Below are 22,828 nucleotides of genomic sequence, written 5' to 3' on the forward strand. Positions count from 1 at the left end.
CGACGACCACCGTCCCGCCCACCACGACGACGACCGTCCCGCCCACCACGACGTCCTCCGCGCCGCCGACCACAGCGCCGCTTTCCAAGACCAGCACCCAAGCCAAGCCCGCCACGACCGCCCGGCCCGCTACGGATTCGTCGACCGCAGGCCAGATGCTGGCACTGGTCAACGAAGAACGGGCCGGCGCGGGTTGCCGCGCGTTGACTCTCGACAGCAGGCTCACCGACGCGGCGCAACGTCACAGCGACGACATGTCCGCCCGGGACTACTTTTCGCACACCACGCCCGAGGGCGTCACTTTCGGCCAGCGCATCAAGGCGGCCGGGTATCCCAGTCCGGGCGCGGAGAACATCGCGGAGGGGTCGAGCACCGTGGCCCAGACCATGCGGCTGTGGCTGAACTCCGACGGGCACCGCCGCAATATCCTCAACTGTTCCTACGCGAAACTGGGCGTCGGCCTAGCCCGCGACGGCTGGTATTGGACGCAGGACTTCGGTTTCTGAGTCCGCCGGGGAGGCTACGGCAGGCCGCCCCCGGACTCGCCGAGGGATGGGTGAAAGCGCTTACCCGCAGGTGCGCGGGCAAGGGCTTCGAGTGCTTCGGCTCATTGGCTCGCGCGGCCCAGGGATCCAGGCATGGCCGCGCCACGCGTGAGCCCGCCGCCCATGGCCGGGATGCCTGAAAGCGCTTACCCGCGGCGGCTCGCTGTCGTGCGGCCGAGGATGATGGCTTACCCGCGGCGGCTCGCTGTCGTGCGGCCGGGGGTGATGGCCGGCGTCCGGAACTCTGCGGGTCAGGACGTCGGGGCCTCGGTTCGCTGCGGTGGTGGAGCGGGATTGCGAAATCGGCGGGCAGGGTCGCGCGTTCGCGCGGGGATCCGGACTGCGGTGGGCCGGTGGCGGGCGGTTACCCGGCCCGCGCGCCGACCGCCGCCCGGGGGCGGGATGGTGGAAAGCGCTTACCCACGGGCGCCGGTCAGGGCTTCGAAGCCTCGTCCGGTTGGCGCGAGCGGCCCAGGGTGATGAAGAAGCACTCATCGCACTCGGACCAGATCGTGTTGTAGGAGTCGACCGTGAGGCCGGTCAGGTAGCTGTCGGCGCCGCCGTCGAAACGCTTCCGCGCCTTGGCGAGCCGTTCGGCGTAGGGCGCGAAATGGCCCGCCGCGGGCACCGCCTCCGCGAGCAGCGCCTGCGCCCGGTCGTCCACCGACGCGAGCCGCGGGGCGAAGTCCTTAGCGCCGGTCTTGATCGCGTCGCGCGTCTGCCAGTCCGCGCACAGCCCCTTGAGCTCCTCGTCGAGCGCGCGGAACGCCTCGAAGGCCTTCTCGAGCACCGGCGCCGAGTCCTCGGGCAGGTCCCGCATCTTCTCCTCGGCGATGCGGCGGCCCGCGCGGGTGGTGGTCCAGCCCGTGCGCGGATCCCCGGTGTCCCGTACCGAACCCTGTTCGGCCAAACGGACCAACGCGGCGGAGATCTCCGGCTCCCCGGCATCCAGCGCCCCGGCGAGCTGCTGTGGCGTCGCCTGTGCCCTGATCCGCAGGATGTGCAGGATTCCCTCACCGTGCTCCGCTGACATCTTCGCCGTTCCTCCTCGTCCGCCGGTGAAACCACGCAGGGCGAAGAAGATATCGGCCGCCGCGCCGGGCCCGGTACGCGGGTCGGGGGATCACCTACCATTGTTGGGTTTCCGCCGCCACGCCGCGACACCGGCGGAGGAAGCGCTTTCCCCCTTCCGGCCCTTGACATCGGCGGCCGGTTTCGGACTGTGCACTGTGACTGTCCATTCGAGACTGTCCGGCGGATTCGGTCCCCCCGAACGCATCGGCATTGCTAAGCTGGATGCCACGAGCACTGGGGGTGGTGGGCGTTGACCGAGCCGCGGCGGCGCGGCAGGCCGCCGGTGTCGAGCGGGCCGACCACCCGCGAGATCATCCTGCAGGCCGCGCGGCACGTGTTCAGCGAACAGGGCTACGAGGGCACCACCGTCACGGCGGTCGCCCGGCGCGCCGGGGTCACCAGGCCCGCCGTGCACCACTACTTCCGCACCAAGGAATCGCTCTACCGGGCGCTGTTCGCCGCCACGCGGCAGGCCGTGGTGGCGGCGGGGGCGGCCAGCGCGGGCGAGCGGGAAACCCTGTCGGGGCGGCTGTCGGTCTTCCTCTGGTCGGCCTCGCGCGTCGATTCCCACGACAGGTCCTTCGCCCGGTTCATGGCCGCCTCGGTGCTCGACGCGTTCCGCCACCCCGAGCTCGGCGACGGCGCGCAGGGCCAGCTGGCGGACGTGCGCGAGTTCGTCGACGGCACGCTGCGCGCGGCGGTGGAGGCGGGCGAGATCCGCGCGGACACCGACGTTCCGGCGGTCACCGAGATGCTGGTCGCGGTGCTGTGGGGGATGGGGCTGTACGCCGGATTCGTCGGGACGCACGAGCAACTGGAGTCGGTGGTCGAACAGTTCTGCCGGCTCCTGGAAGGCACTTTGTGGTAGCCGGGAATACGCGGCCGGAAAAAGGACGGACCGCGCCCGGTGAAATTGACACAGCGGTAAATTCGGGCGTTTCCGCGCCGAATTCCCGTTCGCTATGATGCCCGGGTGTTCGGTTCCGGGCGGGACGCTGTTTCCGGGAGGCGGTCGTAATGGCGAGGCCCAGGATCCCGCTCATCTCGCGTGACCGGGCGCTGTCCGTCGCGCTCGAGATCATCGACGCGCGCGGGCTGGAGGGGCTGAGTATCCGCAGGCTCGCCCAGGCGCTCGGCGTCAACGGCGCCTCGCTGTACCACCACTTCCGCGACAAGGACGAGATCGTCGCCGGGGCGGCGGAGCTGGCGCTGGCGGAGCTGCGCGCGGCGGGCGCGCACGCCGGCGGCTGGCGGCGGTGGCTGCCGGAAAGCGTCCGGCACCTGCGCCAGGCGCTGCTCGCGCACCCCGCGCTCGTCCCGGTCGTCGCGCGCCACCGTTCGCTCGGGATGGGCGCGCGCGTGCTGGACACGTGGGCCGCGCGGCTGATGGAGGAGGGCGTGCCCAGCGCCGCCGTGATGCCCCTGCTCGACGCGCTGGAGCTGTTCGCGATCAGCAGCGCGCTGCACGAGACGCACGGCGCGGCGGTGCCGGTGGAGGGCTATCCGGCGCTGGCCAAGGCGACGGCCGAGCGTGGCCTGTCCTCGGCGGAGATCCACGACCTCGTCGCCGCGAGCATCATCGACGCTATCGACGTCGCGGTCGAGCAGCGCCAGGCCCGCTGGCTGCCGGGCAACGCGCACCGGCGCGCCGCGCCCACCAGCTGACCGCCGTCCGCTGGAAAACCCCCGCCGGCGCTGCGAGCATGGACCGTATGCGGAGATCGGCGGCACCTTCGGCCAGCGCGACGGAAAGCGCGCGCAATTCCCGGGAAACGGCATTCTCGGGCATTTCCCGGAGTCCCGGGGAAGGCCCGCGATGAGCACCGAAGAAGAAGCCAGGAAACTCGACGAAGCCGATCCGGGGCACCGAGGGCTGTTCCGCGTCCCGCCCGCCGAGGGCGGCGCGTATCCCGAAACGGCTTACTTCGCCGGGAATTCGCTCGGACTGCAGCCGGTCGCGGTCCGCGAAGAGCTTCTCGCGGAACTGGACGACTGGGCGCGGCTCGGCGTCGAAGGACATTTGGCGGCGAAACGGCCCTGGCTGCCTTATCATTCTCTGCTCACCGCCCCGGCCGCGCGATTGGTCGGCGCGCTGTCATCGGAAACCGTCGTGATGAACTCGCTGACGGTGAACCTGCACCTGCTGATGGTGTCGTTCTACCGCCCGGCGGGGGAGCGCACGCGGATCGTGATCGAGGATTCCGCGTTCCCGTCCGACAGTTACGCGGTGCGCAGCCAGGCGCGGTTCCACGGGCTCGACCCGGACGCCGCGGTGGTCCGGCTGGAAACTCAGGAGATCCTGGATTTCCTGGCCACGGAAGGGGAAACGGTCGCGCTCGTGCTCCTCGGCGGGGTCAACTACCGCACCGGCGAGCTGCTCGACATCCCGCGCATCACCGCGGCCGGGCGTGCGGTGGGCGCGGTAGTGGGCTGGGATCTCGCGCACGCCGTGGGCAATGTCCCCTTGCGGCTGCACGACTGGGGCCCGGACTTCGCGGCGTGGTGCTCCTACAAATACCTCAACGCGGGCCCGGGAGCCGTCGCCGGAGTCTTCGTGCACGAACGCCACCACGGCGGTGGACTACCGCGCTTCGAAGGATGGTGGAGCACCGAGGAAAGCACCCGGTTCGAGATGGCGCCGGTCTCCCGGCCACCGTCCACAGTGGAGGCATGGCAGGTCTCGAACCCGCCGATCCTCGCGCTGACCCCGGTGCTCACGTCGGTGCGCATCTTCGACGAGATCGGCATGGAAGCGTTGCGGGAGCGCAGTATCCGCCTCACCGGGTACCTGGAAAGCCTTCTCGACGAGATCCCCGCCGCCGAAGTGCTCACCCCGCGCGATCCGGCCCGGCGAGGCTGTCAGCTCTCGCTGCGCGTGCGCGACGCCGACGACCTTTCCCGCCGCCTTCGGGTCAGGCACGGCGTGGTCACCGACGCGCGGAAACCCGATGTCGTCCGGATCGCCCCGGTGCCGCTGTATTCGAGTTACCACGACTGCTGGCGCGCTGCGCGGGCGTTCGAGGAGGAAGCATGATCGCCATCGTCGGCGGTGGCCTGGCCGGCTGCCTGCTCGCGTGTTTCCTGACCCGCCGGGGCGAAGAGGTCGTCCTGTACGAACGCCGCGCCGACCCGCGCGCCGCGGGCGCTGAGCGCGGCCGGTCGATCAACCTGGCCCTGTCCGAGCGCGGTCTGGACGCGCTCCGCCGGGTGGACCTCGTTGCGGACGTGCTCGCCGGTGCGCTCCCGATGCGCGGCCGGATGATCCACCCCGTGGAGGGCGAGACCGGTTTCCAGCCCTACAGCGCCGACGGTACGCGCGCGATCAACTCGATCAGCCGCGCGGCGCTGAACGACATCCTGCTCGACGCGGCCGGGAAATCCGCGCGGATCGTCTTCGAGCACCGCCTGACCCGGCTGGATCCCGAGAGTGGCGAGATGCGGTTCGACACCCCGGGCGGCGAAGTGCATGCCACGGCCGACGTGGTGCTGGGCGCGGACGGCGCCGGGTCGGCAGTGCGCGGGCAGCTGCTGCGCGTCGGCGCGACCACCGAATCGCTGGATTTCCTCGACTACGGCTACAAGGAGCTGACCATCCCCGCGCGGGCGGGGGAGTTCGCGCTGGATCCCGGGGCGCTGCACATCTGGCCGCGCGGCCGGTCGATGATGATCGCGCTGCCGAACCCGGACCGCTCCTTCACCGCCACCCTGTTCTGGCCCACCAGCGGCACCGCCGGCTTCGCCTCGCTGAGCAGCCCGGCGGCCGTCGAACGGTACTTCGCGGAGCACTATCCCGACGTCGTGCCGCTGATCCCGGACCTCGTGGAGGACTACCAGCTCAACCCGGTCGGCCTGCTGGGCACTGTCCGGTGCACCTCCTGGCAGTCGGGCCGCGCGGGCCTGATCGGCGACGCCGCGCACGCCATCGTGCCGTTTTACGGCCAGGGCGCGAACTGCGCGTTCGAGGACGTGGTGGTGCTCGACCGCTGCCTGACCGAAGCCGGCGGCGACTGGGCCCGCGCGCTGCCGTTGTTCGAAGCGGGCCGCCGTGCCGACACCGAGGCCATCGCGCGGATGGCGCTGGCGAACTTCGTCGAGATGCGGGACAAGGTCGCTTCCCCGGTTTTCCGCCTGGGACAACGGATCGAGCACTCCCTCGAGCGGCTGCTGCCCGGCCGGTACGTCTCGCGCTACGAGCTGGTGTCGTTCTCGACCGTGCCCTACGCGCAGGTGGGCCGGAGGGTGCGCCGCCAGCACGGCGCGGTCGCCGGGGCCGGTGCGGTGGCGGCGCTCGCGGTGGCGGGCGTGGCGAGGAAGCTCCGCCGATGAACCCCGACGAAGAGCTGCGCTACGGCCCGGATCCCGATCACGTGGCCGATTCCTGGGTGCCTGCCCGCCCGCGCCGCCCGCGGCTGGTGCTCGTCCACGGCGGGTTCTGGAGCCCGGAGTACGACCGCAAGCACACCCGGCCGATGGCGGCCGCGTTGCGGGACGCGGGCTGGCCGGTGCTCGCGCCGGAATACCGCCGCCGGCCCGGAAACCCCGACGCCGCCACCGAAGATCTCTTGCGGGTACTGGATTCCACCGGCCCCGGGGTGCTGCTGGTGGGGCATTCCGCGGGCGGGCACCTGGCGCTGTGGCTGGCCGCGAACCGCGCCGGACTGCTCGGTACGGTCGCGCTCGCCCCGGTCGCCGATCTCGTCGGAGCCGAGGCGGAGGGGCTCGACGGCGGCGCCGTCGCGACGTTCCTCGGTGGCCCCGCGTCGGAGCGGCCGGACCTGGATCCCTTGCCGCTCAAGGATCCCGAGGCCCCCTGCGTGCTCCTGCACGGCACCCGCGACAGTCACGTCCCGATAGCGCAGAGCCGCGCGTACGTCGCGGCGCATCCCGCCGCACGTCTGGTCGAGCTGCCCGGCATGGGGCATTTCGAGCTGATCGACCCGTACAGCCTCGCCTGGCCGCGAGTGGTCGCGGAGCTGGTCGCGCTCGCGCCTTGACACCGTCCCCGGAGCCGACCAGGCTGACCGTCTGACGGACATCTGTCCGCACCAGCGACGGTGAGGAGTTCGGCGATGGACGAGTTCGTGCCGGGGCGGCCGGTGGTCCTGCGGGGCGGGACGGTGCTGCCGATGGATTCCGCGCGCCGGGTGCTGACCGGTGCGGACGTGCTGATCACCGGCGACCGGATCGCCGCCGTCGGGCCCGGGCTCGCCGTCCCCGAAGGCACCGCCGAGATCGACGCGTACGGCGGCATCGTGCTGCCCGGCATGATCGACACCCACCGGCATATGTGGCAGACGGCCATGCGCGGCTACGGCGCCGACTGGACGCTGACGCAGTACTTCGTCTGGTACTACCTGGAAAACGGCAAACTCTTCCGCCCGGAGGACATCCACGCCGGCAACGTGCTCTCCGCGATCGAGGCACTCGACGCCGGCGTGACCACCGTCGTCGACTGGTCGCACGGACTGCGGACGGTGGCGCACGCCGACGCGGCCGCGGACGCGCTGCAGTCGGTGCCGGGCCGGTTCGTCCTCGCCTACGGCAACATCCAGGCGCCGCCCGCGGAATGGACGGGCACGCCGGAGTTCCGCGACTTCGTGCGCCGCCGCGTGACCGGGGACGCCATGTTCGGCTTCCAGCTCGCGTTCGACGTGACCGGTGACCCGGCGTTCCCCGAGAAGCCCGCGTTCGAGGTGGCGCGCGAGCTGGGCGTGCCGGTCACCACGCACGCCGGGGTGTGGGGCGCGACCAACGACGACGGCATCCGGCTCATGCACGACAACGGGTTCATGACCCCGGAGACGATCTACGTGCACGCCGCGTCGCTGGCCGCGGACTCCTACCACCGCATCGCCGCCACCGGCGGCTCCATCTCCGTGTCCACCGAGAGCGAGCAGAGCGCCGGGCAGGGCTACCCGCCCACCTGGGCCATCCGCGCGCACGGCATCCCGGTTTCGCTGTCGATGGACACTTCGGTGTGGTGGAGCGGGGATCTGTTCTCCGCCATGCGAACCACGCTCGGCGCCGACCGCTCGCGCGAGCACCTCGAAGCGCACGCGAAGGGCGACACGGTGACACACTGCAGCCTGCGCGCCGAGCACGTCGTCGAATGGGCCACTCGCGGCGGCGCGCACGCGCTCGGCCGCGATGACCTCGGCACGCTCGAACCGGGCAAGAAGGCCGATGTCGTGCTGATCAAGAACGACGCTTCCCCGGTTTCGTTCCCGCTGCTCAACCCGTACGGGCACGTGGCTTTCCAGGCGCAGCGCGGAGATGTGCACACGGTGGTGGTGAACGGCAAGGTGGTCAAGCACGAGCACCGGCTGCTCGGCGTCGACCTCGCCGCCGCCCGCCGCGACGTGGAGCGGACCGTCGAGTACCTGCGCTCGACGATGGGGGAGGAGGCGTGGGAGAAGGGCATGAACCCGGACATCCCGCAGACCAAGATCCTCGACAATCCTTACACGTACACCGAATACCGCAGCGCGGCCACGCACGGCCGGTGAGGGGACGGGATGTCCGGACCACTCGAAGGTCTCCTGGTCGCCGACTTCTCGCGGATCCTCGCCGGCCCGTACGCGACGATGCTGCTCGCGGACCTCGGCGCGGACGTGGTGAAGGTGGAGGGCCCGGCCGGGGACGACACCCGGACCTGGATGCCGCCGGTCCGCGGCGAGGTCTCGACGTACTACCTCGGCGTGAACCGGGGCAAGCGCTCGATCGCGCTCGACCTGCGTGATCCCGCGGATACGGAGGTGGCCGGGAAACTGGCGCGCCGCGCGGACGTGCTGATCGAAAATCTGAAACCCGGCGGAATGGCGAAGTACGGGCTGGACTTCGAATCGGTGCGCGAGGGCAACCCGGGCATCGTCTACGCGTCCATCACCGGATTCGGTTCGGGCGCCGGGCGCGACGTGCCGGGCTACGACCTGATGGTGCAGGCGATCTCGGGCCTGATGTCGCTGACCGGCAGCCCGGACGGCCCGCCGTACCGGGCGGGGATCTCGGTGTTCGACGTGATGGCCGGAAACCACGCCACCATCGGCATTCTCGCCGCGCTGCGGCACCGGGACGCCACCGGCGAAGGGCAGCTGGTGGAGGTGAACCTGCTGTCCTCGGCGCTGACCGGCCTGGTGAACCACAGCTCGGCGTACGTCGCGGGCGGCACCGTGCCGTACCGGATGGGCAACGCGCATCCGAGCGTGTTCCCGTACGAGCCACTGCCCACGGCGGACAACGACCTCATCGTGGCCGCCGCGAACGACGCGCAGTTCCGGAAACTGTGCGACGTGCTGGGGATCCCGGAGCTCGCCGACGACCCGCGTTACGCCAGGAATGCCGACCGCACGGCCCATCGCGAGGAGCTGCGGCCGATCCTGGCGGAGCGGCTGAAGGAACGGGGCGCGGTCGAATGGTTCGAACTGCTCGTGGCGGCCGGTGTGCCGAGCGGGCCGATCAACACCATCGACGGCGGGTTCGCGATGGCCGAGCGCTTCGAGCTGGAGCCGGTGGTCGAGGTCGGTGGCGTGCCGACCACGCGGCACCCGATCCGCTTCTCCGGAACCCCGGCGAGCTACCGGCTGCCGCCCCCGCAACTCGACGAACACGGCGCCCAGCTGCGGGCTTGGCTGGAGGAGGAGCATGACTGAGTACCCGACCGCGCTGGGCGCCTCCACGCCGGAGCGGATCACGCTGCTGGGAGAGGATCTCGCCGAGGACGTGATGGGCCGGGTTTCCTTCGGGGAGCTGGCTTTCCGCCTCGCCACGCAACGTCGCCCGACGCCGGGGGAGGTGCGTGTGTTCGAGGCCGTGCTGGCCGCGCTGGCCGACCACGGCTTCACCCCGACCGCCATCGTCACGCGGCTGACGTACCTGTCGGCGCCGGACTCGATCCAGGGCGCGCTGGCCGCGGGCCTGCTCGGTGGTGGCTCGCGGTTCCTGGGCGTCACCGAGGACTGCGGCCGGTTCCTGCACGAGGTGCTCACCGGCGTCCAGCTGCCTCCCGGCGAAGCGGGCTGGGACGAGCTCGCGCTGAAAACCGTGACCGCGCAACGGGAAGCCGGGAAGTTCGTGCCAGGGCTCGGGCATCACGTGCACAAGGACGGCGACCCGCGCACGCGGCGGCTGTTCGAGATCGCGCGCGAGGAGGACTTGTTCGGCCCGCATCTGACGTTGTTCGAGGCGATCGGCCGGGTGCACCCGCGCGTACTGGGGAAAACCCTGCCGCTCAACGGCGCCGGGGCGTGCGGGGCCGCGCTGGCGGACCTCGGGCTGCCGCTGGAACTGTTACGCGGCTTCGCCCTGCTGGCCCGCACGGCCGGGCTGATCGGGCAGCTCGCCGAGGAGCTGCGCAGCCCGGTCGCGAACGAGATCTTCCTTTCCGTGGACGGAAACACGGTGTCCGTGCCACCGGACCCCGACGGAGGCAGCGATGGCTGAACTGGTCGCGGTGATCGCGTCCACCCACCACCCCTTCTACTACCGGGCCAGCACCGCCACCGGCGAGGACCGGCCGCCGTTCGCCGACGAGTGGGTGCGCAAGGTCGAGCGCTTCCGCGAGACGCTGACGCGGGCAAGGCCGGACGTGCTGGTGATGGTCGGCTCGGACCATTTCCACCAGCTGTGGCTGGACAACATGCCGCAGTTCCTCGTCGGCAAGGCGCCGGTGTACGACGCGAACTGGTACAACGAGGAACGCGAGTTCGGGCTGCCGCGCATGGTGCTCAAGGGCCAGGAGGACCTGTCCGCCTACGTGCTGCGGGAAGGTCTCGACGCCGGGTTCGACCTGGCTTTCTCCAACGAGCTGCGCATCGATCACTCGATAACCTGCCCGATCCTCACCCTGCGCCCGCGGAACGACCTGCCGATCGTCCCGGTGTACACGAACATCTTCGCCCCGCCGCTGCCGCAGCCGAAGCGATTCGTCCAGTTAGGACAGACGCTGCGGCGGCTCGTGGAGTCCTGGCCCTCGGACCAGCGGGTGGCGGTGATCGGCACCGGGCACCTTTCGCTCGAACTGGGCGGGCCGCGGCAGTTCGGGGCGCACGGGCCGGATCCGGAGTTCGACCGCAGGGCCGTGGACTGGATCGCGGGCGGGGACCTGGAGAAATGCCTCGGCGAGGTGACGCTGGAAAGCCTCCACCTGCCAGGGAACGCCACCCACGGGTTCATGGACTTCATGCTGATGATGGGCGTGGCCGGCGAAGGCGCCCGCGCCGACTACGCCGACACCTACGACCTGTTCCACACGATGGAGGCGTACTTCACCTGGTATCCCGGGGGTGCGCGGTGAGCAAGTACCTCGTGGACAAGTTCCTGTACACAGTGGACCGTGACCCGGAGCTCGTCGAGCGCTACCGGGAGGACCCGCGCGGCACGGTGGCGTGGTGGGAGGCCGAGCGCGCCAACGTGATCCTGAACTGCCACGGCGCGGAGTCCTCTTCCTGGCTGCGGTTCGAGGAGAGCGAGCGGGACGCACTGTCCACTCACGACTATCCGGCGCTGTTCGACCTTGGCGCGCACCCGTTCCTGACGCTGACCCTGTTCATCGCGATGTTCGAACGCGACCACCCGCCGCTGGGTTTCCAGCGCGAGTACGCGCGGCGCCTTTCGGACCGGACGCTGCCCTACCCCGACATCGCCACCTGAAATCGGCTCGCGGGAGCGCCTGCCGTCCGGTTAGGCTCCGGCCATGCGCGACAATCTCCGTGACGCCTTGAAGACGGCCCTCAAGAGCCGGGACCGCTCCGCCATCAGTGCGCTGCGGTCCGCTCTCGCGGCCATCGACAACGCCGAGGCGATCCCGGTAGACCAGTCGGTGGACACGACCGCGGGGAACGAACACGTGGCCGGCGCGGCCCTCGGGGTGGGCGCCGCCGAAGCCCGGCGCCGCACGCTCACCGAGGCCGATGTGCGTTCCATCGTGGAGAACGAGGTCCGTGAACGCACGGGCGCCGCGGAGGATTACGAGCGCCTCGGACGAGCGGAGCAAGCCGGGCAGCTTCGCGCGGAGGCCGCGGTGCTGCGGCGGCATCTCGAACCGGCCGACTGACGCCGCTCAGCGAGTCACGGTCTCCAGTGGCCGTGAATGCCAGGCGTCCCAATCGGCGGCGATCGCGCTCGCGGCGTGCAGCAGCAACGGAAGGTGGTGGCCGGTCAGCGTCTCGACGGTGGTCTCGGCGGCGTGCGCGTTGACGTTCACCGCGGCGACCACCTTGCCGTCGCCGTCGCGGATGGGCGCGGCGACCGAGCGGATGCCCAGCGCCAGCTGCTGATCGGTGACGGCCCAGCCTTTCGCGCGCACGTCGCGCAGCGCGGCGGTCAGCTCGCGGCGGTTCGGCTGCCAGCGCGGCGTGATCCCCGAACGGCTCGGCTCGGCCAGCACACGCTCCAGTTCCTTGGCGGGCAACGCCGCCAGCAGCACCTTGCCGAGCGAGGTCTGCGCGGCGGGGAAGCGCGTCCCGATCGTCACCGCGAGCGTCACGAGCTTGGGCACCGCGACCCGCGCGACGTAGACGATGTCGGACCCGTCCAGCTGCGCGATCGAGCAGGACTCGTGCGTGCGGTCCACGAGTGCGCGCAGGTGGGGGTGGGCGAGCTCCCACAGGTTCATCGAGCCGACGTACGCCATCCCCAGCTCCAGCACGCGGGGCGTCAGCGTGAACGCGCCTTCGCCGCCGCGGACGTAGCCGAGCTGTTCGAGGGTGATCAGGATCCGCCGCGCGGTGGGCCTGGCCAGCCCGGCGGCGGTGGCGACCTCGGTCAGGGTCATGCTCGCGCGGCCCGCGGGGAAGCAGCGCAGCACGTCGAGCCCACGGGCGAGGGCCTCGATGAACTCCGGGTTGCCGTCTCGACGCATAAGGAGCAGGTTAGCCGCCCGGCGCGTCCGCAGGGCGGATGCCTGTCCGGAACCGGCGGACACCGCGGACACCCGGGCGGCGCGTACGGCGCGGGTGGTCCGGCCGCGGCCCGCAGTTGCCCGCTGCGGACCATCATGCCGACGGGAGCGGCCAACACGCGCACCGGGGCGGCCAACTCGCGCACCGGGGCGGCCAACACGCGCACCGGGGCGACCAACATGCCGACGGGAGGGGCCAACTCGCGGGTGAATTTCATTCTGGCGCAAGACATGTCGTGGGATCGATTGTCGCCGCCGGTGCGGGCAGTGGTATCCATGAGCGCATGAGCGACCAGCCCGTCGGCAACACGCTCGCCGTGATCAGGGCGGCGCTGCCCGCCCTGCTGCCCAGTGAGCAGCGGGTGGCCGAGGTCGTGCTGGCCAGGCCGACCGAGGTCATCGACTGGTCGGTGGCCGATCTCGCGGCGGCGGCGAACACCTCTTCGGCCACCGCGGTGCGCGCGTGCCAGCACCTGGGGTTCCGCGGTTTCCAGCAGCTGCGCCTGCTGCTCGCGCGGGACGTCGGGACCGGCGCCGAGCCGGCGCGCCCCGAGTTCGGGCCGGAGGACACGCCCGAGGCGATCGCCGGCGCGGTGTTCGCCTCGGTCAGCGCCGCGGTCGCCGAGGGGATGGGCGCGATCGAGCCCGCCGCCCTGCGCGAAGCGGCCGACGTGCTGACCTCCGCGCGCCGGATCCTGTTCGTGGCCAATGGGGCTTCGGCGTTCGTCGCGCAGGCCGCCGCGCTGCGGTTCGTCACCTCGGGGTTCCTGGCCGAGGCGCCGCCGGAGGCGGTCAGCCAGCAGATCATCGGCAGGCTACTCGCGCCGGAGGACGTGTGCGTCGCGATCAGCTCCAGCGGCTCCAACGAGCTGACGCTGCGCGTCGCGGAGGCCGCGAACAAGGCGGGCGCCACGGTCGTCGGCGTCACGTCGTTCGCCCGCTCGCCGCTGGCGGGCGTGGCCGGGATCACGCTCGTCACCGGCACGCTTCCCTTGCAGGGCAACGACGTCATGGCCGGCCCGGTCGCGCAGCTGACGCTGCTGGTGTCGTTGCAGCTCATCGCCGGGTTCCGCAGGCCGGACGTCTCGGCCGAGGTGCTGGACGAGGTGTGGAGCGTGATCACGCCCGATACGCGGCGTAGCTGACCTTTACGCCCGCTTCCCGAATCCTGGTCCCCGCGACGGAAAACGCTCCGCCGCGCGTCACCCTCCGTTCATGTCCCTCGCCAACACTCCCTGTGTAAGCGCGTACCAGAGATCAACGAATCTCTGTAACGTGGATTCACGGGAGGATGTCGTGGGACGGATACACCTCGAAGAGCTGACCCGCCGGTTCGGCGGCACGACCGCGGTCGACCGGGTGGACCTGGAGATCGGGGACGGCGACTTCCTCGCGCTGCTGGGCCCCAGCGGCTGCGGGAAAACCACGCTGCTGCGGATGATCGCGGGCCTGCTGCCGCCGAGCGCCGGCCGCGTGGTGGTGGACGGCGAGGACGTGACGCACCTGCCGCCCAAGCGTCGTGACCTCGCGATGGTGTTCCAGAGCTACGCCCTCTACCCGCACCTGAGCGTCGCCAGCAACATAGGCTTCCCGCTGCGCGTGCGGCGGCGGCCGAAGGCGGAGATCCGGCAGCGGGTCGCCGAGGTCGCCGCGCAGCTCGACCTCTCGGCGCTGCTTCGCCGTCGCCCCAAGGAACTTTCCGGCGGACAGCGGCAGCGCGTCGCGCTCGGCCGCGCGCTCGTGCGGGAGCCGAAGGCGTTCCTGATGGACGAGCCACTGTCCAATCTGGACGCCAAACTGCGCACCGCGACCCGCACCGAACTGGCCGCGCTGCACCGCGGGCTCGGCTCGACCTTCGTCTACGTCACGCACGACCAGGTCGAAGCGATGACGATGGCCACCAGGATCGCGCTGCTCAACGGCGGCAGGCTCGAACAGGTCGGCACCCCGGCCGACGTCTACGACGAGCCCGCCTCCGTGTTCGTCGCCGGCTTCCTCGGCGCGCCGCCGATGAACCTGCTGCCCGCGCTCGCCCGGACCGTGCACGGGCGCGTGCGGGTGGTCGGCGAGCACCTCGACGTTCCACTGTGGACGGGCGAGACGCCGGAACAGGAGGTGGTGCTGGGGATCCGGCCCGAGCACCTGAAACTCGCCCCGCTCACCGAGGAGCCGGGCGATCGCCCGCTGCTGCGCGCCACCGTGACCGCGGTGGAAAACCTGGGCAGCGAAGAGGTCGCGATCTGCGAGCTCGGCGGCGCCACCGTCGCGGTGCGCGGCCCGCGCCCGCTCGGCCTCACCCCGGGCGAAAACGTCGCGCTGGCCGCCGATCCAGCGCACGTCCATCTTTTCGACGCGCCGACCGGCCGCCGGCTCGTCTGGCGGCCCGAACCCGTACTCGCCGCCGCCTGAAACCCCGATACCCCAAGGAGAATCGTGAGATTGCCACGCCGTCGTCATGGCGCGGGTGTGATGCTCGCCGCCGTGGCTGTGCTCGCCAGCGCGTGCGGTGGGCTCGGCGCCACCGCCACCACGGGCAGTTCCGCTTCGCCGGTGCCCGAGCTCGACCCGAACCAGCAGGTCGAGATCACCTTCGAGAGCTACAACCTGGCCACCGCCGGGACCTGGACCAACACCATCAACGACCTGCTGGCGAAGTTCCACCAGCTGCACCCGAACATCACCGTGCACGCCCAGCCGCCGCAGGGCGGGGGATCGGCAGGCACCAACACCGTCTCCAGCGTGCAGAGCCAGCTGATGGTCGGCAAGGCGCCCGACGTGGCGCAGCTGACCTTCGGCGATCTCGACTACGCGGTCAACAAGCTCAAGCCCAAGGCACTCGAGGACCTCTTCGGCGCGGACGCCGTGCAGGCCGCTTTCGGTGGCACGCACCCGATTCACGAGCGCGCCCGCCCTCTCGCGCAGCTGAACGGCAAAACCTACGGTATGCCGTACGTGTTCTCCACGCCGGTTTTGTTCTACAACGCGGACCTGTTCCGTAAGGCGGGTCTCGACCCGGACAAGCCGCCGACGACGTGGGCCGAGGTCCAGCAGGACGCGCTGGCCATCAAGGCGAAGGCCGGCGCGGACGGCGCCTACCTCGACTGCCTGACCAAGACCTCCGGGGACTGGTGCCTGCAGTCGCTGGTCCGCTCCGCCGGCGGCACCGTGATCTCCGCGGACCGCAAGACCCTCACCTTCGGCGACCAGCCCGCCGTCGACGCGATCACGATGGCCCAGCAGATGGTGTCCTCCGGCGCCACCCCGGACCTCGCCCAGTCGCAGGCGATGGACGCGATGGGCCGCGGCCAGCTCGGCATGTTCCTCGAAACGAGTGCGCTGCAAGGAACTCTGCAGCAGCAGTCCGCGGGCAAGTGGGAGCTGCGCGCCGCGGCGGAGCCCTCGTACGACGGGAAACAGGCCGTGCCCACCAACTCGGGCTCGGGCCTGTTCATCTTCTCCGACGACCAGGCCAAGCAGCGCGCCGCCTGGGAGCTGATCAAGTTCATGACCAGTGACGAGGCATACACGGCGATCTCCTCGAAGATCGGGTACCTGCCGCTGCGCACCGGGCTCGTGGACGACCCCGACGGGCTGCAGGCCTGGGCGGCCAAGAACCCTTACCTGAAGCCGAACCTGGCGCAGCTGGACCGGCTGGAGCCGTGGACCTCGTTCCCCGGCGACAACTACGTGCAGATCAGGGACCTGATGATGCAGGCCGTGGAGAATGTGGTGTACCAGGGCGCGGACGCCAGGTCCACGCTCGCCGGAGCCCAGGCGAGGGCACAGGAGCTGATGCCGAAATGACCACTGTGGACAGTCCGAGGCCCGGGCGGCACCTGCCGCTGGCCGGTACCCACAACGTCCGCGACGTGGGCGGATACCGCACCCGCGACGGCGGCACGATCCGCTGGCAGACGCTGCTTCGCGCGGACGGGCTGTCGAGGCTGGACGCCGAGGGCCAGGCCCGGCTGGCCGGGATCGGCCTGCGCACGGTGATCGATCTGCGCGAACAGGAAGAACGGGACGGCGCGCCCGAACCGTTCACCGGGGAAGTGCCCGTGCTGCGCTGGTTCCCGGTTTTCGACGGGAACATGCCCGCGGACGGCGGGCTGGAGCTGGCCAGGGTCTACGAGCGCATGGTCGACGAATGCGGCGCGCGGCTGACCGCCGCCGTGCGGGCGCTGGCCGAGCCGGACGCGCTGCCCGCGCTGGTGCACTGCACCGCGGGCAAGGACCGCACCGGCGTCGTCATCGCGCTGGCGCTGTCGGTGGCCGGGGTCGCGCACGAGGACATCGCCGCCGACTACGCGCTCACCTCGGTGCACCTCGGCGGGGCGTTCCTGGAAGAGGTGCGGCGGAAGTACGCCGGACTCGGGCTGCCGCAGGGCTTCGACGAGCTCGTCATCGCCTGCCCGCCCGAACTGATCCTGGCCACCCTGGACCGCGTCACCACCGCGCACGGCAGCGTCGAGAACTTCCTGCTGGCCCACGGCGCGACCACCGAAGAGCTGGCGGCGCTGCGCACGGCGCTCGTCGAACCCGTTGAAGCGAAAGGGAAACGCACTTGAGCACGCTCACCCACACCCTCGTGCAGATCAGCGACACCCACATCGTCGGAGAGGGCGGTCTGCTGCACGACAAGGTGGACACCACGGCGAACCTGCTGGCCGCGTTCCGCGCGGTCGAGGAGCTGGGCACCGCCAAGGCCGTGGTGCTCACCGGTGACCTCGCCGACACCGCCGACACGTCCGCGTACAAGCGCCTGCGCGGCCACGTCGACGAGTTCAGCGAGCGCACCGGCCTGCCCGTGCTCTACATGATGGGCAACCACGACGAGCGCGCCGCGTTCCGGGCCGGCCTGCTCGACGCCGAAGGCACCGAACCCTACGACTACAGCCGGATCATCGACGGGCTGCGTGTCATCGTCATGGACAGCACCGTTCCCGGCCACCACTACGGCGAACTCACGCCCGAGCAATTGGCCTGGCTGAAGGAAGAACTGGCCACCCCGGCGCCCGCCGGCACTGTGTTCGCGCTGCACCACCCGCCGATGCCGTCGCCGCTGCCGATCATGGCGGAGGTCGGTTTCCACGAGCCGGAGAAGCTGGCGGATGTGCTGCGCGGTTCGGACGTCAAGATCGTGCTCAGCGGGCACGCGCACCACGCCGCGGCCGGGGCGCTCGCCGGGATCCCGGTGTGGATCAGCGGCGCGAACGCCTACACCCAGGACGTGCTGGTGGGCCCGGACCGCATCCGCGGCATCGTCGGCGCCGCCTGCACGCGGGTGGACGTGTACGACGACACCGCCACGGCGATCTCGGTCCCGGTCGGGGCGAGCGAGACGGTCTACGAAGGCGCGATCAGCGAAATGCTGGCCGCGGCGGCCGAATACTCGCACTGATGCTCGTTCCCGTCACCGCCCCCGCGCCGGCGGTGGGCACCGGAGGCCGGTCCAGCCGGCCTTCGGTGGCCCGCCGCCTGCGAGGCTGGCTCGTCCCGCTGCTGTACCTGGCGCCCGCGCTGGTCTTCCTCTACCTGTGGACCTACCGGCCGCTGGTGCAAACCGTCCAGCTTTCCTTCTACAACTGGAACCTGCTGCCCACTTCGCCGATGACCCCGGCCGGGCTGGGCAACTTCTCCCGCGTGCTGTCCCTGCCCGAACTCGGCCAGGCTGTCGGGAACACGGTCGTCTACATCCTCGCGCTGCTGCCGTTCACCGTCGTGGTGCCCACGGCCGCGGCGCTGCTGACCCGCCGTGTGCGGGGCCGGGCGAAAACCGTCTACCAGGCGCTGATTTTCCTGCCCACGCTGGTGACGCCGGTGGCCAGCGCGGCCGTGTGGCGCTGGCTGTTCGACCCGCAGAGCGGGCCCGTGAACCGGGTGATCCGGGCGCTGGGCGGGGAACCGGTGAACTTCCTGCGCGACGAGCACGCGGCGATCATCGCGATCATCGTGGTGTCCGGGTGGAGCCTGCTCGGCTTCGCGACGCTGGTGATTTCGGCCGGGCTGACCGGGATCAGCGCCGAGTACCCGGCGGCCGCCTCGCTCGACGGGGCGTCCCGCTGGCAGATCACCCGCCTGATCACCCTGCCGCTGCTGTCGCCGACCGTGTTGTTCCTGGTGCTGATGACCACCCTGCTCTCGGTGCAGATCACGTTCCCGCTGATCGACATCCTCACCCAGGGCGGCCCGGACGGCGCCACCACGAACGTCTACTACCTGTTGTGGCAGTACGGTTTCCGCAATTTCGACGCCGGGTTCGCCGGGGCCGCGGGCACCGTGTTCTTCGCCGGGTTCGGCGTGCTGGCGGTGGTCTTCGTGTGGCTGTCCGACAAGCTGAGCTTCTACGACAACTGAGGAAACCCCATGCCTCTCGCCGTACTCGACCCGCCCGCGGTCGCCGCGCCGCCGCCCGTCACCGCCGACGCCGGCGACCGGCCGGTCGGGGAGATCACCCGCGGCCGGTCGGTGGCCGGGCACGTGCTGCTGGTGGTGCTCTCGCTGTTCGCGGTCTTCCCGATCTACTGGATGTACGCGACCTCGCTGCGCCGCCCGGAGGACGTGCTCGGCACGAGCCCGGTGCCGTGGCCGCTTTCGCCGCTGAGCTACGACTACGTGTGGCACGTCATCCCGATCGCCAAGATGCTGTTCAACACGTTCCTGGTGGCGGCTTCCAGCAGCGTGGTGCAGCTGCTGGTGGCGCTGCTGGCCGCCTACGCCTTCGTGGCCTGGACCTTTCCCGGGCGGAACCTGGTGTACCTGCTGTTCGTGGGCGCGTGGCTGGTTCCCTTCCAGGTCACCATGATCCCGAACTACGTGTACCTCTCGCAGCTCGGCCTGCTCAACGCGCTGGCCGGGGTGGTGGTGCCCACGGTGTGCTCCACGATGGCGGTCATGCTGCTGCGCCAGCATCTGCAGGCGTTCCCGAAGGAACTGCTCGACGCGGCGCGGATGGACGGGCGCTCGTCGTGGCTGACACTGTGGACGGTCGTCGTGCCGAACCTGCGGCCCGCGCTGGCGTCGCTGACGATCATGCTGTTCATCTCGGCGTGGAACGACTACTTCTGGCCCGCGCTGGTGCTGCAGCGCACGGATTCCGTGCTGCAGATCGGGGTACGGAGCTTCCTGTCCGCGGAGGGCGACAACTGGGGCGCGGTGATGGCCGCGTCCGGGATCGCCTGCCTGCCGATCTTCGCGCTGTACCTCGTGCTGCAGCGCCAGGTGATGGACGCCTTCGTGCGGTCGGGGCTGCGTTAGGAAGTGTTGCGAAGTGGCTTGCGTGGCGGTGCGGCTGACTGCCCACCGCAACCGGCTACGCCGCTCGTGAAACAGAACCTAGCCGCCGCAGTAGCCCACGGTCGGCGGCGGGGCGTAGTCCGAGAACTGCCACCCGCCGTCGACCTTTTGTGCTGTCAGGGATCCGACGCCGCAGTCGGTCATCGTGACGAGGTTTCCCTTGGTGTCCTTGGTGTGCGGGCTCGCGTGCGTGCCCGAGAACTCCGCCGCCGCCTTGCTCACCGCGCCGGAGCAGTCCGTGGCCTCCCACGCCTGGGCGAAAGCGTGCGCGCCCTCGCCGGTGAACAGCGGGCACACGGCCGAGGCGTCGGCCTTGGGCAAGGCGGTGACGTAGGCGCTCCACAGCGCGTCCGGATCGGCTTTCGGCGCGCCGGATCCGCTGGCGGAACTGCCACAGGCGGTGAGGAACAGGGCGAGTACGGCGATCGCCGCGAGCTTCATGGGAAGGGACCGTAGCAACCAGGGGACCGCTGCGTACGGGTTTTCGCCAGGTTGACATGCAGGCATTTGCCTGCCTATTCTGGCGGCGCGATGGACGAGGTATTCAAGGCGCTCGGCGATCCGACCCGGCGGTACCTGCTCGATCTGCTGCGCGAGCGGAACGGGCAGACGCTGGGCGAGTTATGCGAACGCCTCGACATGACGCGCCAGTCCGCCACGCAGCACCTCGGGATACTCGAGGCGGCGAACCTGGTGAGCACGGTGCGGCGCGGCCGCGAGAAGCTGCACTACCTGAATCCCGTGCCGCTGCACGAGATCTCCGAACGCTGGATCGCGCGGTTCGAGCGCCCGCGGCTGAGCGCGCTGAGCGCGGTGAAGAGAAAGGCGGAGGACGGCATGTCCGACAAACCCAGCTACGTCTACGTCACCTACATCGAAAGCACCCCGGATAAGGTCTGGGAGGCGCTGACCGACGCCGACCTGACGGCCCGGTACTGGGGCCACAGCAACGTTTCCGACTGGCAGTCCGGCTCGAAGTGGGAACACGTCCGGCTCGACGGGTCCGGCATCGCGGACGTGACGGGCACGGTCGTCGAGAGCACCCCGCCGAAGCGGCTCGTCACCACGTGGGACTCGCCGGACGGCGCGGCGCCGTCGCAGGTCACGTTCGACATCGAGCGCCACGACGGGATCGTCAAACTCACCGTCACGCACGTGGACCTGCCCAGCGAGAGCGACCTCGAAGCGGTCTCCGGTGGCTGGCCCGCGGTGCTGTCGAACCTGAAGTCCTTGCTGGAGACCGGAAAGACCCTGTCGACGGACCCCTGGACGGTCGGTTGAGCGTCGCCCGGTGAAAGGGCTTCCCCCGGCTGGCCGATGCCCAGCTGCCCCGCCCGGCTCTACCGTGGTGGCTCCGCTAGCCGGGGAGGCCCCATGACCAAGTCGGTCGACGAGATCCTGGACGGCATCGACCTCTACGACGAGGACCAGCGCGAGCATCTGCTGGACGCGGTCGCCGGAGCGCGTGGCAGCCGTCCCGTCCTGCGCAGCGAGGCCGACGGCGGCTACTACGTGCTCACCCGCTACGAAGACGTGCGCGCGGTCTGCGCGGACGCAGAGACGTTCAGTTCCGCGCAACCCAGCCTCCGCGGCGTCCCGGTGCGGCTCATCCCGATCGACACCGACCCGCCGGACCACCGCGAATACCGCAAGATCCTCAACCCGTTCTTCACGCGCGAAGCGTTGCTGCGCTACGAGGACCAGATGCGGGAGATCGCGCGGCACGCCATCGCCGCGTTCCTCGACCGCGGCGAGTTAGAAGTGGTCGGCGACTTCGCGGTGCCGTTCAGCGCCGGCTCGTTGGCCCGGATCGTGTTCGCCACCGACAACACCGAACTCGTCGACAGGGGCGTCGCCGCGGCGAAACAGGCCGCTGTCGCCAGCACGCCCGAGGCGTTCCAGACGTTGGCAGGCCTGGCCGTCGAGGCTTTCGGCCAGGCGTCGCCGGACGGCTTGCTCGGCGCGCTCGTCACGGCCAAGATCGGCGACCGCGAGCTGACCCTCGAGGAGCGGCTCGGCATCGTGACGACGTTGTTCCTCGGCGGACTCGACACCACCCGCGGCGTGCTCACCAACATCGCGTACCACCTGGCGACCCGGCCGGACGTCGAACCCTTGCTGCGCAAGCCGGACTGGTGGCGCGGCGAGCTGGACGAGTTCCTGCGCCTGGAAACCACGGTCGCGTTCATGGCCCGCACCGCGACGCGGGACACCGAACTCGGTGGCACGCCGGTGAAAACGGGCGACCGGATCGCCGTCTTCTTCACCGCCGCCAACCGCGACCCGGCCCGGTTCGCCCACCCCGACGAGCTCGATTTCGGCCGCGAGCACAACCAGCACCTGGCTTTCGGGCTCGGCATCCACCGCTGCCTCGGACTGCACTTCGCCCGGCTACAGCTGGCGATCGCGTTCGAGGAGCTCCTGGCGCGCGCCACGAACTTCCGCCTCAAGCCCGGCGCGGAGATCCCGCGGCAGGTGGGGCTCAGCCTGAACTCGCCGTATCGCCTGGAGCTGACCTTCGAACGTCGCTGAGGATCCGCCGCGAGTCGTGCAGCACGCTCCGGCCGCCGAGGACCAGCGTGACCGGAACACGGATGCGGCGCCAGTCCTCATCCGTGATCGGCCGCGCGAAGCTGGGCGCGCACGAGGTCCCGGTGCATGGGGTCGATCCCGTCCAGCCAGTCGGCGACAGCGCGTGCGCCGGTGATCGGCGCGGTCTGTACGCTCCTTCCCGGCTCTCCCAGGGAATCCACGGCATACACGGGATGCCCGGCCGCGAGCCGGGCGACGGAATCCTGCCAGGACAAGGAGGTTGCGAGTACGCCGTGCAGCAGCACCACTGGGGTGCCGGTGCCCGAAGCGTTGCTGCACCGCATATACGTACGGCCGAATGGCCCCTCGAGAACCCTGTCCTCGGCGGGGGACGGGCCAATCGAGCCACGAGTCGTAGACCCGCTGATAGCGCTTTCTGCTGGTTTCGTCCGGGAAACCGCTCGTCATGGTCCCAGTGTGCCCG

25 protein-coding genes are annotated in these 22,828 nt (G+C 70.6%); 21 read left to right on the forward strand and 4 right to left on the reverse strand.

Features of this window, described 5'->3' with window-relative positions; genetic code table 11:
* The coding region (locus tag FPZ12_RS32275; RefSeq protein WP_150980579.1) for a CAP domain-containing protein at positions 1 to 506 on the forward strand (506 nt) is incomplete at its 5' end.
* A 472-nt stretch (positions 507 to 978) separates the two neighbouring features.
* Here the strand turns inward: FPZ12_RS32275 and FPZ12_RS32280 are convergent.
* On the reverse strand, positions 979 to 1,578 hold the full coding sequence (locus tag FPZ12_RS32280; RefSeq protein WP_144752018.1) for a hypothetical protein: 600 nt from the start codon (positions 1,576 to 1,578) through the stop codon (positions 979 to 981).
* A 291-nt stretch (positions 1,579 to 1,869) separates the two neighbouring features.
* Here FPZ12_RS32280 and FPZ12_RS32285 point away from each other — a divergent pair, with 291 nt between their 5' ends.
* The 11 genes from FPZ12_RS32285 to FPZ12_RS32335 all read left to right on the forward strand — a co-directional run bounded on the left by FPZ12_RS32285 (position 1,870) and on the right by FPZ12_RS32335 (position 11,670).
* Positions 1,870 to 2,487 (forward strand): TetR/AcrR family transcriptional regulator, encoded by a 618-nt coding sequence (locus FPZ12_RS32285; RefSeq protein ID WP_144752021.1) that lies wholly within the window; start codon positions 1,870 to 1,872, stop codon positions 2,485 to 2,487.
* A 149-nt stretch (positions 2,488 to 2,636) separates the two neighbouring features.
* A complete protein-coding gene (locus FPZ12_RS32290) occupies positions 2,637 to 3,284 on the forward strand; it encodes a TetR/AcrR family transcriptional regulator (protein ID WP_144752024.1) in 648 nt (215 codons plus the stop codon).
* 151 nt (positions 3,285 to 3,435) lie between these two features.
* On the forward strand, positions 3,436 to 4,653 hold the full coding sequence (gene kynU / locus FPZ12_RS32295) for a kynureninase (protein WP_144752027.1): 1,218 nt from the start codon (positions 3,436 to 3,438) through the stop codon (positions 4,651 to 4,653).
* Entirely contained in the window at positions 4,650 to 5,945 is a 1,296-nt protein-coding gene (locus FPZ12_RS32300; protein ID WP_144752030.1) for an FAD-dependent oxidoreductase, read from the forward strand. Before kynU ends, FPZ12_RS32300 begins: the two co-directional genes overlap by 4 nt.
* Positions 5,942 to 6,613: an alpha/beta fold hydrolase gene (locus FPZ12_RS32305; RefSeq protein ID WP_144752033.1), complete on the forward strand. Its 672-nt coding sequence runs from the start codon at positions 5,942 to 5,944 to the stop codon at positions 6,611 to 6,613. The genes FPZ12_RS32300 and FPZ12_RS32305 overlap by 4 nt, the downstream gene beginning before the upstream one ends.
* A gap of 75 nt (positions 6,614 to 6,688) precedes the next feature.
* Positions 6,689 to 8,125, forward strand: coding sequence for an amidohydrolase family protein (locus FPZ12_RS32310; RefSeq protein WP_144752036.1), 1,437 nt, complete (start codon positions 6,689 to 6,691; stop codon positions 8,123 to 8,125).
* A gap of 9 nt (positions 8,126 to 8,134) precedes the next feature.
* Entirely contained in the window at positions 8,135 to 9,268 is a 1,134-nt protein-coding gene (locus tag FPZ12_RS32315; RefSeq protein ID WP_144752039.1) for a CaiB/BaiF CoA transferase family protein, read from the forward strand.
* A complete protein-coding gene (locus tag FPZ12_RS32320) occupies positions 9,261 to 10,058 on the forward strand; it encodes a citryl-CoA lyase (protein ID WP_144752042.1) in 798 nt (265 codons plus the stop codon). The genes FPZ12_RS32315 and FPZ12_RS32320 overlap by 8 nt, the downstream gene beginning before the upstream one ends.
* Positions 10,051 to 10,911, forward strand: a complete 861-nt coding sequence (locus tag FPZ12_RS32325; protein WP_144752045.1) for a DODA-type extradiol aromatic ring-opening family dioxygenase — start codon at positions 10,051 to 10,053, stop codon at positions 10,909 to 10,911. Before FPZ12_RS32320 ends, FPZ12_RS32325 begins: the two co-directional genes overlap by 8 nt.
* Positions 10,908 to 11,267 (forward strand): hypothetical protein, encoded by a 360-nt coding sequence (locus tag FPZ12_RS32330; RefSeq protein WP_144752048.1) that lies wholly within the window; start codon positions 10,908 to 10,910, stop codon positions 11,265 to 11,267. The genes FPZ12_RS32325 and FPZ12_RS32330 overlap by 4 nt, the downstream gene beginning before the upstream one ends.
* 43 nt (positions 11,268 to 11,310) lie before the next feature.
* A complete protein-coding gene (locus tag FPZ12_RS32335) occupies positions 11,311 to 11,670 on the forward strand; it encodes a GatB/YqeY domain-containing protein (protein WP_144752051.1) in 360 nt (119 codons plus the stop codon).
* 6 nt (positions 11,671 to 11,676) lie between these two features.
* Here the strand turns inward: FPZ12_RS32335 and FPZ12_RS32340 are convergent, their stop codons facing one another.
* Positions 11,677 to 12,477, reverse strand: a complete 801-nt coding sequence (locus FPZ12_RS32340; RefSeq protein WP_144752054.1) for an IclR family transcriptional regulator domain-containing protein — start codon at positions 12,475 to 12,477, stop codon at positions 11,677 to 11,679.
* A 323-nt stretch (positions 12,478 to 12,800) separates the two neighbouring features.
* Between FPZ12_RS32340 and FPZ12_RS32345 the strand changes: the two genes are divergently transcribed.
* The 7 genes from FPZ12_RS32345 to FPZ12_RS32375 all read left to right on the forward strand — a co-directional run bounded on the left by FPZ12_RS32345 (position 12,801) and on the right by FPZ12_RS32375 (position 19,773).
* Positions 12,801 to 13,661, forward strand: coding sequence for a MurR/RpiR family transcriptional regulator (locus tag FPZ12_RS32345; RefSeq protein WP_166462979.1), 861 nt, complete (start codon positions 12,801 to 12,803; stop codon positions 13,659 to 13,661).
* A gap of 151 nt (positions 13,662 to 13,812) precedes the next feature.
* A complete protein-coding gene (locus FPZ12_RS32350; protein WP_144752060.1) occupies positions 13,813 to 14,925 on the forward strand; it encodes an ABC transporter ATP-binding protein in 1,113 nt (370 codons plus the stop codon).
* Positions 14,926 to 14,949: 24 nt separating this feature from the next.
* Positions 14,950 to 16,320, forward strand: a complete 1,371-nt coding sequence (locus tag FPZ12_RS32355) for an ABC transporter substrate-binding protein (protein ID WP_243770143.1) — start codon at positions 14,950 to 14,952, stop codon at positions 16,318 to 16,320.
* Positions 16,317 to 17,084 carry a tyrosine-protein phosphatase gene (locus FPZ12_RS32360; RefSeq protein ID WP_144752063.1) on the forward strand — a complete coding sequence of 256 codons (768 nt, stop codon included), beginning with the start codon at positions 16,317 to 16,319 and terminating at the stop codon, positions 17,082 to 17,084. Before FPZ12_RS32355 ends, FPZ12_RS32360 begins: the two co-directional genes overlap by 4 nt.
* Positions 17,081 to 17,917: a metallophosphoesterase gene (locus FPZ12_RS32365; protein ID WP_144752066.1), complete on the forward strand. Its 837-nt coding sequence runs from the start codon at positions 17,081 to 17,083 to the stop codon at positions 17,915 to 17,917. Before FPZ12_RS32360 ends, FPZ12_RS32365 begins: the two co-directional genes overlap by 4 nt.
* The gene (locus FPZ12_RS32370) at positions 17,917 to 18,873 is read left to right on the forward strand and encodes a carbohydrate ABC transporter permease (RefSeq protein ID WP_144752069.1); all 957 of its coding nucleotides are present in this window, start codon (positions 17,917 to 17,919) and stop codon (positions 18,871 to 18,873) included. The genes FPZ12_RS32365 and FPZ12_RS32370 overlap by 1 nt, the downstream gene beginning before the upstream one ends.
* Positions 18,874 to 18,882: 9 nt before the next feature.
* The gene (locus tag FPZ12_RS32375) at positions 18,883 to 19,773 is read left to right on the forward strand and encodes a carbohydrate ABC transporter permease (protein ID WP_144752072.1); all 891 of its coding nucleotides are present in this window, start codon (positions 18,883 to 18,885) and stop codon (positions 19,771 to 19,773) included.
* Between the two features lie 78 nt (positions 19,774 to 19,851).
* Here the strand turns inward: FPZ12_RS32375 and FPZ12_RS32380 are convergent, their stop codons facing one another.
* Positions 19,852 to 20,253 (reverse strand): hypothetical protein, encoded by a 402-nt coding sequence (locus FPZ12_RS32380; RefSeq protein WP_144752075.1) that lies wholly within the window; start codon positions 20,251 to 20,253, stop codon positions 19,852 to 19,854.
* 90 nt (positions 20,254 to 20,343) lie between these two features.
* On the opposite strand from FPZ12_RS32380, the gene FPZ12_RS32385 reads away from it, so the two are divergent.
* Together FPZ12_RS32385 and FPZ12_RS32390 are read left to right on the forward strand one after the other, a co-directional pair.
* On the forward strand, positions 20,344 to 21,093 hold the full coding sequence (locus FPZ12_RS32385; RefSeq protein ID WP_144752078.1) for an ArsR/SmtB family transcription factor: 750 nt from the start codon (positions 20,344 to 20,346) through the stop codon (positions 21,091 to 21,093).
* A gap of 93 nt (positions 21,094 to 21,186) precedes the next feature.
* Complete coding sequence (locus FPZ12_RS32390) at positions 21,187 to 22,344, forward strand: cytochrome P450 (RefSeq protein ID WP_144752080.1); 1,158 nt, start codon at positions 21,187 to 21,189, stop codon at positions 22,342 to 22,344.
* A gap of 77 nt (positions 22,345 to 22,421) precedes the next feature.
* On the opposite strand, the gene FPZ12_RS32395 is transcribed toward FPZ12_RS32390, so the two are convergent.
* On the reverse strand, positions 22,422 to 22,688 hold the full coding sequence (locus FPZ12_RS32395) for an alpha/beta fold hydrolase (protein WP_144752083.1): 267 nt from the start codon (positions 22,686 to 22,688) through the stop codon (positions 22,422 to 22,424).
* Between the last annotated feature and the right edge of the window lie 140 nt (positions 22,689 to 22,828).

The organism is Amycolatopsis acidicola, from assembly GCF_007713735.2.
Taxonomy (GTDB): Bacteria; Actinomycetota; Actinomycetes; order Mycobacteriales; family Pseudonocardiaceae; genus Amycolatopsis_E; species Amycolatopsis_E acidicola.